The sequence below is a fragment of the Bradyrhizobium manausense genome (assembly GCF_018129685.1).
GTDB classification, from domain to species: Bacteria; Pseudomonadota; Alphaproteobacteria; order Rhizobiales; family Xanthobacteraceae; genus Bradyrhizobium; species Bradyrhizobium manausense_D.
Genome location: NZ_JAFCLG010000019.1, coordinates 99616 through 118330 on the forward strand (window position 1 = coordinate 99616; position 18715 = coordinate 118330).

General features: G+C 62.2%; 15 protein-coding genes. 10 read left to right on the top strand and 5 right to left on the bottom strand.

From position 1 onward, the window contains the following. Positions 1–51 precede the first annotated feature (51 nt). The 8 genes from JQ621_RS29345 to JQ621_RS29375 all read left to right on the top strand — a co-directional run bounded on the left by JQ621_RS29345 (position 52) and on the right by JQ621_RS29375 (position 12408). Positions 52–3048 carry a BPTD_3080 family restriction endonuclease gene (locus JQ621_RS29345; RefSeq protein WP_212240100.1) on the top strand — a complete coding sequence of 999 codons (2997 nt, stop codon included), beginning with the start codon at positions 52–54 and terminating at the stop codon, positions 3046–3048. Then, positions 3048–4604, top strand: coding sequence for a site-specific DNA-methyltransferase (locus JQ621_RS35605; protein WP_249125648.1), 1557 nt, complete (start codon positions 3048–3050; stop codon positions 4602–4604). The genes JQ621_RS29345 and JQ621_RS35605 overlap by 1 nt, the downstream gene beginning before the upstream one ends. Before the next feature lie 70 nt (positions 4605–4674). Next, positions 4675–6012 carry a hypothetical protein gene (locus tag JQ621_RS35610; protein WP_249125649.1) on the top strand — a complete coding sequence of 446 codons (1338 nt, stop codon included), beginning with the start codon at positions 4675–4677 and terminating at the stop codon, positions 6010–6012. 1 nt (position 6013) lies between these two features. Then, a complete protein-coding gene (locus JQ621_RS29355) occupies positions 6014–6883 on the top strand; it encodes a hypothetical protein (RefSeq protein WP_212240102.1) in 870 nt (289 codons plus the stop codon). Beyond that, positions 6883–8955, top strand: coding sequence for a UvrD-helicase domain-containing protein (locus tag JQ621_RS29360; protein WP_212240104.1), 2073 nt, complete (start codon positions 6883–6885; stop codon positions 8953–8955). The genes JQ621_RS29355 and JQ621_RS29360 overlap by 1 nt, the downstream gene beginning before the upstream one ends. Before the next feature lie 269 nt (positions 8956–9224). Next, positions 9225–10496, top strand: coding sequence for a DUF2157 domain-containing protein (locus tag JQ621_RS29365; RefSeq protein ID WP_212240106.1), 1272 nt, complete (start codon positions 9225–9227; stop codon positions 10494–10496). Further along, positions 10493–11089: a GDYXXLXY domain-containing protein gene (locus JQ621_RS29370; RefSeq protein WP_212240107.1), complete on the top strand. Its 597-nt coding sequence runs from the start codon at positions 10493–10495 to the stop codon at positions 11087–11089. The genes JQ621_RS29365 and JQ621_RS29370 overlap by 4 nt, the downstream gene beginning before the upstream one ends. A 446-nt stretch (positions 11090–11535) precedes the next feature. Further along, positions 11536–12408, top strand: coding sequence for a DMT family transporter (locus JQ621_RS29375; RefSeq protein ID WP_212240109.1), 873 nt, complete (start codon positions 11536–11538; stop codon positions 12406–12408). Between the two features lie 232 nt (positions 12409–12640). Here the strand turns inward: JQ621_RS29375 and JQ621_RS29380 are convergent, their stop codons facing one another. After that, complete coding sequence (locus JQ621_RS29380; RefSeq protein WP_212240110.1) at positions 12641–13804, bottom strand: hypothetical protein; 1164 nt, start codon at positions 13802–13804, stop codon at positions 12641–12643. Positions 13805–14141: 337 nt separating this feature from the next. On the opposite strand from JQ621_RS29380, the gene JQ621_RS29385 reads away from it, so the two are divergent. Then, entirely contained in the window at positions 14142–14762 is a 621-nt protein-coding gene (locus JQ621_RS29385; protein ID WP_212240112.1) for a LuxR C-terminal-related transcriptional regulator, read from the top strand. Between the two features lie 42 nt (positions 14763–14804). Here JQ621_RS29385 and JQ621_RS29390 read toward each other — a convergent pair whose 3' ends face one another. From JQ621_RS29390 to JQ621_RS29405, 4 genes are all read right to left on the bottom strand, one after another. Further along, complete coding sequence (locus JQ621_RS29390; protein WP_212240114.1) at positions 14805–15053, bottom strand: hypothetical protein; 249 nt, start codon at positions 15051–15053, stop codon at positions 14805–14807. A gap of 97 nt (positions 15054–15150) precedes the next feature. Continuing rightward, a complete protein-coding gene (locus JQ621_RS29395) occupies positions 15151–15546 on the bottom strand; it encodes an Hpt domain-containing protein (protein WP_212240130.1) in 396 nt (131 codons plus the stop codon). 155 nt (positions 15547–15701) lie between these two features. Beyond that, entirely contained in the window at positions 15702–16406 is a 705-nt protein-coding gene (locus JQ621_RS29400; RefSeq protein ID WP_212240116.1) for a Crp/Fnr family transcriptional regulator, read from the bottom strand. A 191-nt stretch (positions 16407–16597) separates the two neighbouring features. Next, a complete protein-coding gene (locus tag JQ621_RS29405; protein WP_212240118.1) occupies positions 16598–17308 on the bottom strand; it encodes a Crp/Fnr family transcriptional regulator in 711 nt (236 codons plus the stop codon). A gap of 465 nt (positions 17309–17773) precedes the next feature. Between JQ621_RS29405 and JQ621_RS29410 the strand changes: the two genes are divergently transcribed. Continuing rightward, the gene (locus tag JQ621_RS29410) at positions 17774–18226 is read left to right on the top strand and encodes a response regulator (protein WP_312015455.1); all 453 of its coding nucleotides are present in this window, start codon (positions 17774–17776) and stop codon (positions 18224–18226) included. The last annotated feature ends 489 nt before the right edge of the window (positions 18227–18715 follow it).

Below are 18715 nucleotides of genomic sequence, written 5' to 3' on the forward strand. Positions count from 1 at the left end.
AATTGCGTGCATCCTGCAGGGCCGTGATAATTTCGGGGCGGACCAAGGAAATTGAGTAGTTTTTACGATCGGCCGATTCTGAACTCGCCGTACCGGGCGCCGGAACTGCACCATCCCTTGGACGACAACGGCCAGCCTCTCGAAGGCGAACCGAGGCGTGGGCGGCGGCCGTCCCGCTTCATTGTGCCCGTTCCGGCTTCGCGGAAAAAAGTGGCGAGCGACCAAGCCTCGCTCGATCTGGAGACCTATACCGAAAATGCGCTGATCAACGAGATCCGCGGCTATCTCGACAGCTGGCGACAGTTGCGCAATCCGGCCGACTGGGGCGTGACCGGAGTGACGCAGCGGCTGCTCGAACACTGGCGCCATCACAAATTCAATGGCCCGACGCCGTTCTTCTGTCAGGTGGAAGCGGTCGAAACCATCATTTGGCTGACGGAAGTCGCGCCGAAACGTGCGGCGACAAAGGGCCTGCTCGATCAGCTTGCCAAGGCCAACGCCGAAGCCAATCCGGAACTGTTTCGTCTGGCAATGAAGATGGCGACCGGCAGCGGCAAGACGACCGTGATGGCGATGCTGATCGCCTGGCAGGCGGTGAACGCGGCCCGCAAGGACTCGAAGGATTTCTCCCGCGCGTTCCTGATCATCGTTCCGGGTATTACCATCCGCGACCGTCTGCGCGTGCTGTTGCCGAGCGAGCCGGACAATTATTATGAGACCCGGGAGATCGTGCCGCCTGAGATGCTGCCGGAAGTCCGCCGCGCCGAGATCGTCATCACCAACTACCACGCGTTCCAGCACCGTGAGACTTTGCCGTTGCCCAAGGTTGCGCGCAGCTTCCTTCAGGGCAATGCGCCCGAGCCGATCAAGACCACCGAAACCGATGCGGAGATGCTCGACAGGGCGTGTGGCAAGCTGCTGAACTACGACCGCGTCAATGTGATCAACGACGAGGCGCATCATTGCTATCGTCACAAGGTTGGTGACGATTCCGAAGGCCCTTTGACCGGTGATGACAAGAAGGAGGCTGCGGAGAACGAGGAAGCCGCAAGGCTCTGGATCAACGGAATCGAGGCGCTGGGCCGGAAATTGTCGAAGGGCGTGCGGGCCGTCTATGATCTCTCCGCCACTCCTTTCTTCCTGCGCGGCTCGGGTTATCCTGAAGGCTATCTCTTCCCGTGGGTCGTATCTGATTTCAGCCTGATGGACGCCATCGAAAGCGGCATCGTCAAGCTGCCGCGCGTGCCTGTGACCGACAATCTGGTGCAGACCGATACGGTCGTCTATCGCGATCTGTGGAAACACATTGGCAAAAGCCTGCCGAAGACTGCCGCAGGCGCCAGCAAGTTGAGCTCCCTCCAGCTGCCCAACATGTTGCAAACCGCGCTCAACGCGCTCTACAGCCATTACGAAGGCGAGTTCGACCGTTGGGAGCGCGCCGTCATCGGCGTGCCGCCGGTGTTCATTGTCGTGTGCCAGAATACTGCGATCTCCAAGCTGGTGTTCGAATGGATCGCCGGTTTCGAGCGCGGCGACGCTGACGCGGGCGAGCGCGCGGGATTCCAGCCCGGTAATCTGAAGCTGTTTCGAAACTACGACGATCAAGGCGCCCGCTTTGCCCGCCCGCGCACGCTTCTGATCGACTCGCGCCAGATCGAATCCGGCGATGCCCTGGACAAGGGTTTTCGAGAGGCCGCGGGGCCGGAGATCGAACTGTTCCGGCGCGAGCGCAGGAATCGTGAGGGCGCGGGCTCACAGGGCGAGGAGAGCGAAAGCGAGCTGTTGCGCGAGGTCATGAACACGGTCGGCCGCGTTGGCCGGCTTGGCGAACAGATTCGCTGTGTCGTCTCGGTTTCGATGCTGACCGAAGGGTGGGACACCAATACCGTGACTCACATTCTCGGTGTTCGCGCCTTCGGCACCCAACTTTTGTGCGAACAGGTCATCGGCCGCGGTCTGCGTCGTCAGTCCTACGATCTCAATCCCAAGACCGGACTGTTCGACGTCGAATATGCCGACATCATGGGCATCCCCTTCGACTTCGCCTCGTCCCCGCAAAAGGCAACCCCGACCGCGCCGAAGCCTGTCACGCGTGTCTACGCGATCAAGGAGAGAAGCGAGCTTGAAATCGCTTTCCCCCGTGTGAGCGGTTACCGCCGTGACTTGCCGTCGGACAAACTGGAAGCCAAGTTCACCCCCGACAGCCGGCTCGAGATCACGCCACTCGACATCGGCCCGACGTCCGTGGTGATGGAGGGCATCGTCGGCGCGGGTGTGACGATCACGCCGCAGGTGCTGGAGCGGTTGCGGCCTTCCGAGATCAGTTTCAATCTGGCCAAGAACCTGCTCTACACCCAATTCCTTGACGACGAGGGCTTCCCTAAACAGCACCTCTTTCCACAGATCCAGCGGATCGCCCGGAAATGGCTCGACGAGGGCTATCTCGTCACGCGAGGCGTGCCGATCGGTGCGATCCTCTATCAGGACCAGCTTGCCCGCGCCGCGGAAAAGATCAACATCGCCCTGACGCGCGGCAGCGAGGGCCGACTCCTGGCAGTGCTCGATCCCTACAACCCCAAGGGATCGACCCGCTTCGTCAACTTCATCACGTCGAAGCCGGTATGGAAGACGGGGGCACAGCCGCCCAAGTGCCAGATCAGCCATGTCGTGCTCGACTCAAGTTGGGAAGAACAGCTCGCGCTGACCCTTGAAAACAATCCCCGCGTGGTTGCATACGCCAAGAATCAGGCGATGGGTTTCGACATCCCCTATCTCGACGCCGGCGTCATGCGGCGCTACGTGCCCGATTTTCTCGTCCGGCTCGATATCGGCGATGATGAGCCGCTGAACCTGATCCTCGAAGTCAAGGGTGTCAGGGACGAAAGCGACAAGGCCAAAGCGCAGACCACGCGCGATCTCTGGGTACCGGGCGTCAATGCGCTCGGTGGCTTTGGACGGTGGGCGTTCGCCGAATTTCGCGACTGGGCAGCGATGGATGAGGACTTCGCCGCACTGGTCAACCGACTGATGAAAAAGGTTCCTGCCTGATGGCCCGTTCGCCGAAATCGCCCAACAAATCGTCCAAGCAAGTCGATGCGCTCAAGCACGCCGCCGCGAGCCGCCGCAACATTCCGACCGCGGAAATGGAGAGCTTCTTCCGGCGTGACGAAGATGCTTCCCCGATGCCGCCCAAGCACTATCCGCGTACTCGCCCGCTGGCCGAGGGCAAGACGCGTACCGCCGAGGAGCCGCGCACGCCCGAGCTGATCTGGAACGGCGCGAAGATCACCATCACAAAAGACCAGATGAAGGAGCTGGCCGAGACCGGCACGCTGACGCTGTCGGACGCGCAACTAGTCTGGCGCGGCAAGGACAGGCAGGACTGGTCCGATCTCGTCGTCAACGTGCCGCCGCTTTACATCCAGGAAAAGATACAGCCGCAGGCAATCATTGCCGATCTCAGGCGTCGCACTGCCGAGACGCGTGAGGCGCAAACTGAAGCGCCGGACATGTTTGCTGATTTCAATGGGCTGCCGAAAGACTGGGTCGAGGACGGATTCTACAAGCACGATGGACATTGGTCTAACCGCATGATCCTGGGCGACAGCCTGCAAGTCATGGCGAGCCTCGCCGAGCGGGAGAGCCTGAAAGGTAAGGTGCAGTGCATCTATTTCGATCCGCCTTACGGCATCAAGTTCAACTCGAACTGGCAGGTCTCGACCCAGTCGCGCGACGTCAAGGACGGCAAGCAGGCGGATATCAGCCGCGAGCCAGAGCAAGTGAAAGCCTTTCGCGATACCTGGAAAGACGGCATCCACAGCTACCTGACGTACCTCCGCGACCGTCTGACTGCGATGCGCGATCTCTTGACCGAGAGCGGTTCAGTTTTCGTGCAGATCAGTGATGAAAATGTGCACCGAGTGCGTGCGGTTCTGGATGAGGTGTTCGGCGCAGAGAACTTTGTAAGCGAGATCGTTCTCAAAACAACAAGCGGCGCAGGAAGCCCGAGCGGAGGGACGGTTACTCTTGCTGGAGTCCACGATTTTGTACTCTGGTACGCTCGATCTAAGTCGGTAGTCAAGTATAGGCAGCTCTACTTTGAGAAGTCTGATATGCAGACTGCCTATCTATATCGAAGAGTAATCTCACCGGACGGCCTTGATCGTGCAGCAAGTCCAGCCGAATTGACCGGCGAGCATCCCTTAGCCGAAGGAGAGTATCTTTTTCGGCCAGATAATCTGACGAGTCAGAGTTCGCCGGAAAGTGCGACATTCAAGGTGGAGTACCGTGGCCTGCAGATTGGCCCAGGTAAAGGCGGATGGAAAACCAATGAAATTGGAATGAGGCGGCTCAAAGAGGCGAGCCGTCTTTACTTGACAGCGAATAAGTCTTTGCAATTCCAACGCCAGCTAACCGACTTTAACGTCGCGCCAATTAACGACGTGTGGACGGACGTCGGCACTGGGTCATTTACGACCGAAAAAGTGTACGCAGTCCAGACGAACATAAAGGTGGTGCAACGCTGCATCCTCATGGCGACAGATCCCGGCGACCTTGTACTAGATTCCAACCTGTGGTTCGGGCACAACCGCTTATGTTGCTGAACAATGGGGCCGTCGCTGGATCACTATCGATACCAGCCGTGTCGCTCTGGCGTTAGCACGCACCAGGCTTATGGCGACACGATACCCTTGGTATCTGCTCGCCGACAGCCGCGATGGCCGCGCCAAGGAAGCTGAGCTTACCCAGAAAGCGCCTGCCGAAACACCGGTTCACAACGATATCCGTCAAGGGTTCGTCTATGAACGCGTGCCGCACATCATGCTGAAGTCGATCGCCAACAACCCACTAATAGATGACATCTGGGAAAAATGGCAGTTAGTGCTCGAGCCGCTGCGCGCCACCCTCAATCAGGCAACTGAAAGGAAATGGGAAGAATGGCAGGTACCGCGCGAGCTGCCCGCCGGCACGCCGGCTTCCGCCGTAGGACCGCATGCCAAATGGTGGGAGGCACGGATCGCGCGGCAACGTGAGATCGACGCCAGTATCGCCGCGCGTGCCGATGTCGAATATCTCTACGACAAGCCCTACACAGACGCTTCCCGCGTTCGCGTCGCAGGTCCGTTTACGGTCGAGAGCCTGTCGCCGCATCGTGTGCTTCCAGCCAGCGAGGAGGAACTGATCGACCTGCTCGACGCCGAGGAGGGCAAGCGCTCTGCCGTCGACGCCGATCTTGCCGGTCACGATTTCGCGGCCATTGTGATTGACTATCTCAAATCTGAGGGCGTCAAGCAGCAGGCTAAGGGTGACCGCATCATTTTCGAGAGCCTGACACCGTGGCCGGGTAATTTCATCGGTGCCAGCGGCACGTTCATCGAAGGCGATAACGGCCCCGAACGCCGCGCCGCAATTCTGATCGGCCCAGAATACGGCACAGTCGGCCGCCAGGACATCGTTGCAGCTGCGCGCGAAGCTGTCGATGCGCGCTTCGATGTGCTGATCGCCTGTGCCTTCAATTTCGACGCACATTCCTCCGAGCTTGGCAGCCTCGGCAGCCTCAAGATTCTGAAGGCGCGTATCAATCCCGACATGCACATGTCGGACGAATTGAAGAACACCGGTCGCGGCAACATGTTCGTCGTGTTCGGCGAGCCCGACGTAGAAATCCTCGATGACGGCGGGCCCGAAATCCGGGTGAAGGTGCATGGCGTCGACGTGTTTGATCCCAACACCGGAGATATCCGCTCCAACGACACCAAGGGTATCGCCGCGTGGTTCATTGATACCGACTATAACGAAGAAAGCTTCTTCGTCCGCCATGCCTATTTTCTCGGCGCGAACGATCCCTACAAGAGCCTGAAGACTGCACTCCAGGCCGAGATCGACGAAGATGCCTGGGCAACGCTCTACTCCGACACCTCGCGCCCGTTCCCGCGGCCCGCGGGTCGCCGCATTGCAGTGAAGGTCATCAATCACTTCGGCGACGAGGTGATGAAGGTTTTCGGAGTGTAAAATGGCAGGTTACACGCTTGAAGAACTGCAGACAGATGGCCTTGCTCCTACAATGGAGTTGCTCATCTCCGCTGCCAAAACAGGCGATCTGGTGACCTACGGCAACGTGGCCAAACGTTTGGAATTGAAGCTCAGCAAGTCGAGCGTGAATCCGCGCCAAATGGGGTCGGTCGCAGGCCCGCTGATGGACCATCTGCTATCGATCGATCCGGAAGCGCCTCTCCTCAACGTGTTGGTGGTCCGCGGTGACAGCGATCAGCCCGGCGTAGGCGCAGATCATTATCTCCGAAATCGATTCAACATAAGCGGCCGGATCAGTCCAAAACAGCGTAAGGAGTTGGTACAGACGGCATTAAATGAGGTTTGGAGTTACAAAGGTTGGGACCAACTCTTTCAGCGTTCATTCTCGCGGGCCCCTGAGGCGTTAGAGCCGACGACGGATAGCTTCGAAGAAGATGGACAGGGCGATAATCCGCGCTACGGCGGATTGCCAGAATCGCGGGAGCACAAGTTTCTGAAGGACTACGTGCTCGGGAACCCGGCTTGTTTGCGTTTGGGGTTGAGGTCGCCAACCGGAGCTATCGAGCGGCGTCTTCTTTCGGGAGATGAGTTGGATGTTGAGTTTGTTGATGGAGCGAGACGCATCGGTGTGGAAGTCAAGTCCATCCGCTCCGGAAGGCCAGACTTACTTCGCGGCATCTATCAGTGCGTAAAATATAGAGCGGTGATGATCGCTCAATCAGGTTTCGACGCTGAATATGCAGAGTGTGAAGTCGTTCTGGTAAGCGAGGTAGGTTTACCGAGTGAGTTGCAGGCGCTTGCGAAGCGACTTGAGGTGCCTGTTCGCATTGTGCGAGTGAACGGGGTCTAATGAACTTCCTCATCGCCGACACATTCACCGCCTCGTTCAATCGTCTCTCCGGCGTGGACCAGAAGGCGGTGAAGGCGAGCGTCTTCGACCTGCAGATGGATCGCACCGGCAACGGTCTCCAGTTGCATCGGATCGACAAGAGCAAGGACCCGAATTTTTGGTCGGCACGGGTCAATCGCGATATCCGGTTGATCGTTCATAAAACGGCCGAAAGTCTGCTCGTCGCCTATGTCGATCATCACGACGCCGCCTATGCCTGGGCGGAACGGCGGCGGATCGAGGCGCATCCCCGGACCGGCGCGATCCAGATTGTTGAAGTCCGCGAGCAGGTGGCGGAGGTCGCGCCGCCGGCGACATTTGATTTTGTGTTTCCCGAGCCTGCCAAGAACGATACGATCAAGCCCGCGTTGTTTTCGTCACTGGATGACAATGCGCTCCTCTCGGTCGGCGTGCCCGCTGATTGGCTGGCCGACGTCCGCGCCGCCGATGAAGACGGTTTCTTCACGCTGGCGGCTCATCTGCCCGCCGAGGCCTCCGAAGCGCTGCTCGAATTCGCTACGACCGGAAGGTTGGCGCTGCCGGCTCCGCCGACTGCCGATCCCTTCAAACATCCCGACGCGCTGCGCCGCATCCGCCCGATCGCAGATCAGGAGGAGCTGGAGCTGGCGCTGGCCTTTCCGTGGGAGAAATGGGGCGTCTTCCTTCACCCGTCGCAACGTTCGTTGGTCGAACGTTCCTTCTCGGGGCCGGCTCGCGTGGCGGGATCAGCGGGAACCGGCAAGACCATCGTTGCGATCCATCGCGCGGTGCGGCTCGCCCGCGAGAATCCAGCAGCCAAAATACTCGTGGCGAGCTTTTCGCAGCCTTTGGCCGATGCATTGGCGAAGAAACTCCTGGTGCTTGCCCCTGAGACGGGCGGCGTCGTGCCCCGGATCACGACCGCGTCGTTTCGCGGGATTGCCGAGCAGATGTATCAGCTCGAACACGGGGTGCGCCCGCGCATTGCATCCGACGTCGTCCTGCGCGAGCGGCTGCGTGCCGCCGCTGCCACGACCGGGCTCAAAGGCTTCTCGGAACGCTTCCTGCTGTCCGAATGGACCAACGTCGTTGACGCTTGGGGCCTGTCTTCGCTCGAAGCCTATTCGACCGTCGAGCGAATGGGCCGCAAGAGCCGGCTGGGCCCCAATCAGCGCGCGCGCCTTTGGCCCGTCTTCGCGGCGGTCCGCGAGGTGCTGGCGGCGGAGCGCTATACGACCTGGGCAAACGTTTTCACCAGCCTGGCGGAGGCTCTCGAAGGCCGCGCGTCCAAGCCATTCGACTATATCGTGATCGACGAGGCTCAGGACCTGGCCCCTGCGGAGCTGCGGTTCTTCGCGGCGCTCGCTCCGGCGGGACCAAACGGCCTGTTCCTGTCCGGGGACATCGGCCAGCGCATTTTCCAGCATCCTTTTTCGTGGGCGAGCCTCGGCGTCGACGTGCGAGGCCGATCGCACACCCTCAAGGTTTGCTACCGTACCTCGCAGCAGATTCGTCGGGCCGCTGACCGGCTTCTGCCGACAGTCCTGCGCGATAGCGACGGCTTGGACGATGAGCGCCGTGGAATTATTTCTGTGTTCGATGGGCCCCCGCCCGAGGTCAGATCGTTCGCCACCATTGCGGCGGAGGCCGAAGCTGTCCGAGAGGCGATCGAAAGCTGGCTTAGCGAAGGAATCGCAGCTCATGAAATAGGCCTTTTTGTTCGCACGCCGGAGCTTGTCGTGCGTGCGCGAGGTGCGGTTGACGGTTTACCCGGCGCAGCCGAGATGGTGACCGCTCAAATGAGCTTGGCTAAAGGTCTGGAGTTTCGTGCAGTCGCCGTGATGGCCTGCGATGAAGGTGTCCTGCCGCTCGACGAGCGTATTGCCGATGCCGCAGACGAGGCAGAACTCGACGATATCTATGAAACCGAAAGGCGACTTCTCTACGTCGCCTGTACGCGGGCGCGCGAGCACTTGCTGCTTACGGGCGTGACGCCGGTTTCCGAATATTTGGCCGATCTGAATGCAAAGAGCGATAACGTGCGGGCGACTTGACCCCGCATCGCGGATCTTGCGTTAGACACTCTGCAACGTTGCCATCATGCCACTGTTTTGCCCGACGAGTCAACGCAATTTCGGAACTTCCGCAATCGCTCCGCGTAAGCCCTTGTTCTGCCGGCGTTCGGCTGCTGTGCATGGGGTTGTTTTCGAGCCTATTGTTGTCCGGCGATCAAAGCCTCCCAGAGCGGTGCCAGCTTGAACCTGTCACCGGCGCGGTCCGACCAATAGTCCGCCGCCGTCCGGCAGTCAGGTGATCCACCACGATGTTCGACAAGACCTACCGCCAGCGCCTCGAGGCTGACCTCACGCAATGGGAAGCCGATGGCGTGATCGCGCCGGCGGCGGCCAGCTCCATCCGCCATGCGCTGCCGCCGCTCTCGGCGGGCATCAACATATCAGTGGTCGTCGGCATCGTCGGCGGCCTGTTGATTGCGGCCGCATTCCTCGCCTTTGTCGCCGCGCACTGGACCGAGATCGCGCGGCTGGCGCGGTTTGCGATCCTGCTGGCCGGCATGGTCGTCGCCGGCGGCCTCGGTGCGTGGTTCGCCTCCACCGGCCGCACTGTTCTTGCCGATCTCTGCGCCGGCATCGGCGCCATCATCTTCGGCGCGGGTATCGCGCTGGTCGGCCAGATGTATCATCTCGGCGACGATTTTGCCGGCGGCATGCTGCTGTGGTCGACAGGCGCCTTCGCCGCGGCGCTGCTCACCGGCTCGCGCGGCGCACTCGCGGTCGGCCTTGCGGCGGCCTGCATCTGGACCTGCATGCGCCTCTATGACGCGCCTGACAGCCCTCACCTCCCGTTCGTCGGGCTCTGGCTCATCGCCGCCGCGATCGCGTTCGCGTGGAATTCCTCCGTCGCCGCCCATCTCGTCGCGGTCGCGGCCATTCCGTGGTGGATCGCAACCTCGCTTCGTCTCGACCTCGATGGTGCCCAGCCGTCCTTCATCCTCGCGAACGGGGCGGCCCTGTTGTTCGGCGCCGGGCTCGCCATCGCCGCCGCGCCATCGCCGCGGGCGCAGCGGCTCGGGTCGGTTCTGTCGATCTACGGCGCGTTGTCGCTCGCGGTCGTCGCCTTCCTGGAGGTGACGACGGTCGACGATCTGTTCCGCCTTCGCACATCCGCGCTGGCGGGCCAGCCGCCATGGGCTGTAACGTGCGGCGTCGCGGGCGTCGTGCTGGCTCTTCTGTCCGCCGGGCTCACGCGGCGCACCGGCGAGATTCTCGCCGCATGTTCGATCGGCCTCGTGCTGGTCGCGGCGCCGATCTGGCCGGCTGAAGCCGCCGGCGAATCCTGGTTCGCCTATGCCGCGCTGCTCTGCGCCATGCTGGGCCTCGTCGTCTCAGGCGTGCTCGATGACGTGCGTCCGCGCATCGTGGCCGGCTGGCTCGGCATCGCCGGCGTCATCGGCGGCATCACCTGGGCGGTGAAGGGCTCGCTGCTGAGGCGTTCGGCCTTCCTCGCATTGGCAGGAATCATTGCCGTCGTCTTTGCCAGCGCGCTCAATCGCGCGCTGCCGAGGGCCGGGCGATGATCGAGACCTTTGCAAAAGTCTGGCAGCGCATTCCGAAAGCCGTGCTGTTCGGCGTCGCCATCCTCGTGCAATGCGCGCTGCTGATCCTGATGGTCGCCGATCGCATGCAGATCCTGCGCGAAGGGCGCGAGGTGACCCTGCAGACGCGGCCGCTCGATCCGCGCGATCTGTTGCGCGGCGACTATGTCACGCTCGGCTACGACATCTCGCAACCGCCGGCCGGTGCGCTCGCGGGCCAGCCGTCCGCGGAGCGTAATCCGATCGTGTTCGTCAGGCTCGCGCCTGATGGAAACGGCCTCTATCAGGCGGTTTCCGTGCATGCGGCGCCCGTCGCGGTCACGGCGCCCGACGTGCTGATCCGCGGCCGTGTCAGCTATTCCTGCGGTTCAGACATGCGCAGGTTCTGCGACACGCTCACCATCAGGTACGGTCTCGAAAGCTATTTCGTGCCGGAAGGCGAGGGCGGCAAGCTCGAGCAGGCCCGCAACGAGCAGAAGCTGCGCGTCGTCGCCGCCGTGCTCCCCTCAGGCCGCGCCGCCATCAAGCGCCTGCTGCTCGACGGCGAGCCGGTGTACGAGGAGCCGTGGTACTAGCGCATGTGCCGCAACAGGACGCGCTCCCTCCCCCGCAAGCGCAGGGCAATCGCATATGGTGCGTACGATGCGGCGGCATTGGCAGTCGGCTCCCTCTCCCGCTTGCGGGGCGCGACGAGCTGCGCTCGCGCTGAGAGGGCTGGGGTGGGGGCTGTCTCCGCATTGGGATTGTCGAGAATTGCGGAGAATGTCCCCCAGTGGTGAGAACCCTCACCCGCCGCGCTCGGGACGATGCTTCGCATCGCCCGGGACGCGTCGGCCTCTCCCGCGCGCGGGAGAGGCGGAGCAAGCCCGCCGCGCAGACGCCCTGTCCCCCCTTCCGCAAGTCATTGATTTTGCATCGCCCCTCTACTGTGCATGGGGTTGTTTTCGCAGCCCCGGCGTTGGACGGTAGGCGGCACGCGGTTCATTCCAACCCGAAATACCATCCAACACGCGAGACGACCATGCACTCTTCAGGCGGCGGCTGGGGCAATGGCCTGCCGAACGGACTTTTGGGCGTCATCATCTTCAGCGGCTCGCTGCCGGCGACGCGCGTTGCGGTCGGCGGCTTCTCGGCGCTGTTCCTGACCTCGGCGCGCGCCATCATCGCGGCGCTGATCGGTGCGGCCGTGCTCGGCCTGCTGCGCCAGGCCTGGCCGGAGCGGAAGGATCTCGCCTCGCTCGCCATCGTCTCGCTCGGCGTCGTGGTCGGCTTCCCCCTGCTGACGGCGCTTGCGCTCCAGCACATCACCTCGGCGCATTCGATCGTCTTCATCGGCCTGTTGCCGCTGTCGACCGCGATCTTCGCCGTGCTGCGCGGCGGCGAGCGGCCGCGGCCGCTGTTCTGGCTGTTCGCCATTCTCGGCAGCGCCACCGTTGCGGTCTTCGCGCTGTCGAATGACGGCACGGCGTCGGTCACCGGCGATCTCTTGATGGTGGCCGCCATCGTGCTGTGCGGGCTCGGCTATGCCGAGGGGGCCGCGCTGTCACGCCGGCTCGGCGGCTGGCAGGTGATCTCCTGGGCGCTGCTGCTGGCGCTGCCGCTGATGCTGCCCGTCATGGTCTGGACATGGCCGTCCGCCTGGAGCGGCGTCGGCCTGCCTGCCTGGATCGGGCTCGCTTACGTCTCGATCTTCAGCATGTTCGTCGGTTTCATCTTCTGGTATCGCGGCCTTGCGATCGGCGGCATCGCGCGCATCGGCCAGCTGCAGCAGCTGCAGCCGTTCTTCGGGCTCGCACTGGCAGGCTTCCTGCTGCGCGAGCCGGTCGCCTGGAGCATGGTCGCCGCGACCGGCCTGGTCGTCGTCTGCGTGTTCTTCGCGCGGCGATATGCGTGAGCATGGTTCTGCGACCGCGCGTCGGTCCGTCGGAAAGACGAGTGTGAAGCAGCTCACACGAGGATTGCTGCGCCTGCGCTATTGATCGGCGGAGCCGGTGATGGGCTGTCAGGGATTACAGCTATGACGACGCGGCGATTGATCTATTGGTGGTTCTGGATCGTGATGTCGGGGCGGTTTCTCGACCGCTTCCTGTGCATGCCGAACGCGCCCGAATAGAGCGGGGGAAGACTCACGTCGCCCCGATCAATTTGCGAAACGCCGCGGCGCCGTCCTGGACCGCGTCGCGGCCCTTCCAGGCCAGATAGCTCAGCTTGCCGCCGAGCGAGTCCTGGCTGCGCAGCCGCCGCGATCCCAGGATATGACCGACATTGGCGGGGAAGCGGCTGACCTCGGCCGCCACCAGCGCCGCAATCGCATCCATCAATTGCTGCAGCCGCACGCCCCATTCGCATTTCTCGATGCCGTCGATGCGAAGCTTGAGCGAATGTTCGGCGTCGTAGATTTCGGTGAGCAGCTCGCGCGCGACGAGGAACCGGTTGTGGCGGAGTGCGATGCGCAGGGCTAGGCGCTTGTCGTCGAGCCTGTCGAGCACCATGGGAACGACGCAGGCATAGGGCGCCGCTGCGACCTCGGCGGCGCTCTTGCTCGCAGCCGCCTTGGTTGCAAGGTAGATGAGCCGCCAGAACGTCTTCATGCGCCTCGCCACCAGCGCAAGCGCAAAGGGCAGCGCATCGAGATTGGTCTTCTTGAAAGCGTCGAGTTGGGCGGTGATCTGCGCGACCTGGCCGTCGTCGAATTTCGTGATGGTCTCGGGTAGCTTCTCGTTGAACTTCGGCAGCGCGTCGCCGGCGCGCAGAACCTGCAGCATCTTCTTCACGTCGTCGAAGGCGGTGCGCGAGGCCGTGTATTGCGCGAGCTTGGCGCGCGCGAACTCGGTGCTCTCCGCTGACGCCAGCGTGTTCTCGAGCACCTTGACGACCTTGCCCTGAAAGATCGTCGCGATCTTCAGCAGTTCCTTGGGATTGTTGGCCGTGACCTGGTCGTCGATCGCCTTGACGTAGTCACGCGCCATGGTCGGCAGCAGGTCGCGGCAGATCCACTCCCAGATCGGGGTGAGCGTGTTGCGCGAGATCCGTCCCGCATTGGCGTGCTCGGGCGCGCCGTCGATCAGCAGCAGTTCGAGCGGTGCGAAGAAATAGCGGGAGGGATTGGCGGCGCGCGCCTGGGTCGATCCGTCCTTGCGAAATTCGGCGCGCAGCCTGGCCTGGACGCTGGCCGAGCCCGGCATGTCGATGCCGCACAGTTCGAGCCGTTCGAGTTCGCTGAGCAGACAGCTACGCGACAAAGGCGTCAGCTTCTGCAGGAACTCCGTGAGTTGGTCGATCTCGTCCATGGCACGCAGTCTCTTGCAACGTTTCCAGCGAGCCCGTCGGCCCGGTGCATGGAGGCATTTGCGCGCTCTCAATTGTGAACAGAGAAGCAAGGCGCCGTTAATATATCGGTAAAATGAGAGGGCCCTGAGATCGGCCGAGTCGCCTCTGGTTAAGGATGACTCGGGTGCCTGCATGAGATTTGGGCGGATTCATCACCCTGGCGTGGTCCGGAGCGGGTCTGCGCAAGCACAAATTGTGCCGATGCCAGTATTTCCGCACAAAACTGACAAAATCACCGTAGTCTTACGGGGCAAAAAGTTAACTACAGGACGCCCCGGGTTCCGCTAAACGAGTCACATGGGGTCACAGAACGATACGGCTGCTGATTCGCGGTCGTCGGAATGGTTCGAAAGCAGCGCGTCTGCGCCTGAAGAGCTCGATCTCGCCCGTCTGAATGCCGCCCGCGCCAAGGCGGCCGACGAGATGGCGGCGGGCATCGCCCGCGAGCTCAACGGCCCCCTCACTGCGTTGCTGCTCTACATGGGCGAAATCAAGCATCACAGCGATCAGCTCGCGCCTGTAACCGCGGACCGTGCCTATTTGCAGCAGGTCGTGGAGAATGCGCTGGCGCAGACCGAGCGCGTCTGTGGTCTCGTGAAGCAGCTCGCCGGGACGCAGAAGGCAGGTCTGCCCACGCCGTCCACGACCGAGCATGCCGAGTCGAAGGCCGGCCGCGCATTGCCTGCGCCGCGCGAGAAGTCCTCCGAACTGTCGGGCCTGGCGGGCAAGCGACTGACCAAGCGCGAGCGTGAGGTGCTGCGGCTGATCAGCGAGGGATTTTCGAACAAGCAGGGTGCGCTGCGCATGCAGATCAGCCCGCGCACTTTCGAGAGCCATCGGGCCGAAGCGATGCGCAAGCTCGGCGCGCGCAACACCGCCGACCTCGTCAGGGCAGCGCTGCTGCATTCTATCGATTAGGGCTGTTGCTTTGCGGCGGCGCGCGGGCAGACGGATCGCGCTTCAGAAATAATCTTCAGCGAAGGGGCGCACGCGCGAATTGGGCCGCAGCGCCTTGGGCTCGTCCTTCGGTGCGCTCGGGATGATGGTGATGGTCCAGCGCGGCGGGACGGTCGATTCCTGCTCCAGCACCGAGCGGACGAAACCCGTCACCGTGGACTCTCCCGCCTTCACCGTAGCCATCCGGCCGTTGAACTGGGCGATGCGGAAGCGACGGACCTCTTTCTGGTCCGCAGTCTCATAGGTGAACATGGAAACCCTCCTGGTTTCCGGCGACTATCGCCACCTATGATTAGTCATCCGTGAAAATTGGAAACCGTATAAGTACGGCGGGGCAGCTGCGGGACCGTTAATCCTGCGATTCCTGTGCCTTGGCAGCAGCGAAGGCCGTATCCATCCGCTGCAGCAGATCGTCGAATTCGGCATCCTCGAGCGCGTCGGCCGTGCTTTCCAGCAGCAAGGCCAGCCTCGCGAGCCGGACATAGCCGAACGTCCTGGCCGTGCTCTTCAGCGAATGCGCGTCGCGCGCGATCCTGGCCCGGTGCTGGTCGAGCGCGAGGTTGCGAAACAGTTCGAGCCGCGCGCTGGTCTCGTTCCAGAACACCGCGCGCACTTCGCTCGCGCCATCCTCGCCGATCTCGCGCACCAGCAGGTCGAAGGCGCCAGGCTCGCGCAGCGGATCAAGGTCGCGCGGCGCTGCGGTATCGGGCGCTCCCTGCGCGGGCGCGAAAGCGGCGTCGGTCATCATTGTCCCGTTTCCCGTTGCGGGCCTCGGCCATGGCGCGGCGAGGCGTCCGGGAAGGCCTACGCCACTCCGATTTCAGTTCTGGTCGCCAGATGCGCCGTGTTTGCAGGCCGCCGTCAGCATTTGCTTTACTATGCGATGCCATGCATGCGCCGTCAGGGCCCGAGCAGCCGGTCGTACTGCGCCTTGACGGTGGCGTAGCATTCGCACGCCGCCTGGCGCAGACCGTCCAGATTGAGGATCTGGATTTGTCCGCGGCTGTAGTGGATGAAATTCGCCTGCTGCAAGGTGTTGGCGACCAGCGACACGCTGTTGCGCCGTGCCCCGATCATTTGCGCCATGACCTCCTGCGTCAGCAGCAGCCGATAGTCGCCCGACAGATCATGGGTGTGCAGCAGGCAGCGGGACAGCCGCGACTCCACCGGATGCGCCGCATTGCAGCCCGCGGTCTGCTGAACCTGCGCATAGACCGCGAGCCCGTGGCGCGTCAGCAACGTTCGCAGGGTGGAACTATGTTCGGCCGCCATGCGCAGCCGGTCCAGGTCCATCACCGATGCGACGCCGGGAACCAGCACGACCGCGGTGTTCAGCGCGCAAGCATCCCCCATGGTGGAGAGTGTTCCGAGCAGGCTGTCGCGGCCGATCATGGCGACCTGCACATGCTCGCCCTTGGCGAGTTTCACGATCAGCGAGATCACGCCGCGATGTGGGAAATAAGCTCGCTTGAGTGTCTCGCCGGCCTCGACCAGCACGGCGTCATGCGGCAGATCGACCGTGCGCAGATGTGGACGGAGCAATTCATAGTCGTCTGTCGACAGCGCCGACAGGAAACCGTTGGACGGCCGTACGATCGTTTCCAAAGCTGCCTCCCGTCTCGTCAATAAATAAATCTCGGTGATGAATTCATTCCTCTCGGGTGCAATCGGGTTCCATCTTGTTGCCGGCAGGATAAGTTGGCAATTGCGAACATTACGGATCGTCTCGGTCTTTCGCTATTTTGATCTCGCCTCGCGCGCATTCCGGACGACCACCGGCGATGATAGCGCTCACATCATGGCCGTGGCTTCAGCAGGCGCGTGCAGTGTGCCTTGACGGTCGAATGGCACGCGCATGAGGTAGCCTCGAGAGCGCGCAGATCGGTGATCTCGATCTGGCCCCGGCTGTAGCGGATAATACCGGCGCGTTGCAGCGCATGCGCGACCAGCGAAACGGCGTTACGCCGGACGCCCATCATTTGAGCAAGAGTCTCCTGCGTCAGTGCGAGGGTTTCCGTGTCGGAGAGATCCCGGGCCCGCAGCAGCCAGCGCGCCAGCCGCGCCTCGACAGAATGCAGCGTGTTGCAGAGCAGGGATTGCTGCGCACGTGCGAGCAGGGCTTGCTCATGCCTGACGACCAGGCTGCGGAACGGGCCGCTCCCAGCAGCCATATTGCGAAACGCCGGGATTTCCACTGCGGATGCGGTGCCGGAAAACAGCACGATGGCGTCCGATGCCGCGATGCCGTCGGCGAGCGCCGCGCCGCCGCCAACGATACTGTCGCGTCCAAGCATCGCCACTTCGATGTTCTGGCCTTCGGTGAGGCCCACGGTGATCGAAACAGTTCCGTGGTGCGGGAAGAACACGTGTCGCAGTGCCGATCCCGCTTCACTCAAGACAGTCTCTCTGACCAATTCAACCGGGATGAGATGAGGCCGCAACAGCTCGAAGTTTGTTGCGTCGAGCATCCGCAGCAACTGGTTGGGCGTTGAGCCGCTCGCGGTCATGCGGGATCAATCCAGCGCGTTCAATGAGGCCGATGAGTATCGATGAGACGTGAGATTTATGACTCGTGATCCAGTTGTACGAATTCAGAATAATATTGTAATGGTTGTGTTGTTGTCCATATACCCGTTGGGAGGCAGACAGCCTGCCACATTTGCGGCGGAAATAAGAACTGCGCGCTGATTCGTTCGCGTGCCCGGCGAGCTGGTCCAGCGTCGTCCACCGGGAAGGAATGGCAAGAGGGACCCTTATGAGCCGGAGCCGTTGCTCTCGGAATGGACTGCATAGGCTTCGCGCGTCGCACGTGCCTTCATCGACCGCTTGGCGTCATGGTGCCCTGCGGGCGCGGATATCCTGTTCCCTGCGCTCGCATTCCCTCACGCCGTCATACCTACTCGCGCCAATCGATATTTCGATCCAGATCACAGGAGACCGGCGTGTCCCATGCTCCCATCCTTGAATCGCCGATAACGAAAGCTCAAACGGGGGCGTCAGACCAGCACCATATTCTCGTCGTCGACGACGACGCGATGATGTGCATGGCCATCGAGGCCGCGCTTCAGCGAAGCAATTTCAAGGTGACGATTGCTTCGGGCGGAGAAGCCGGGCGCCGCGCACTGGAGCGACACCACTTCGACCTGATGCTGGTCGACATATTCATGGCGCACATGCGCGGCTTCGAATCGATCCGGGTGTTTCTCGAGATCGCGCCGACCGTGCCGTTGATCGCGATGTCCGGCTACGTCTTCGCGGACCTCGACGGTTCGGCGCCTGACTTCCTGCGCATGGCGCTCGAACTTGGCGCCGCGCGTTGCCTGCGCAAGCCGTTCACGCCTGACGCCCTGCTCGCCACCATCAACAAATGCCTGAGCGAGCGTGACGCCTGCCGCAGGGGTCCCTTGGCTGCCGGCCTGCGTTAGGGGATCGCGACGCTCGCGGCCGCCGGCGTAAGCATTCGTTCACTCTGTGTGGGGCTTGCATGCATGCTGCGCTTCAGATGCGAGAGAGCGCGTGGTCATCGCCGATTGCGCGTGATTTGATCCAATTCGCGCGAGCCGTGCAAACTCTCCGAGATCGGCAAGCTTTTTTTGCGCGCATCGCAGCGCCGTTATCCGTGCGTTTACCTGTCGCGCGTCCGGCCTCGCGTCGCCCAACGGAATTGCCGAAAACCGCGGACCAGTGTGCTCGAACGGCAAACTTCTCTTCAATATCCGTATTAGGACGGAGGATGAAATTAACGGGACTGTGAAATGGCTTGTCTAACGATTTAGGAGCGGACCTCCGCCGATTCCAAGCGCGGCGCAGGCACCGAGGTTCAGCTCAGTCAAGGCCGTTTTCATGGATGATCTGTTGCGGGAGTTTCTGACGGAGACCAGCGAGAGCCTGGACACCGTGGACAATCAGTTGGT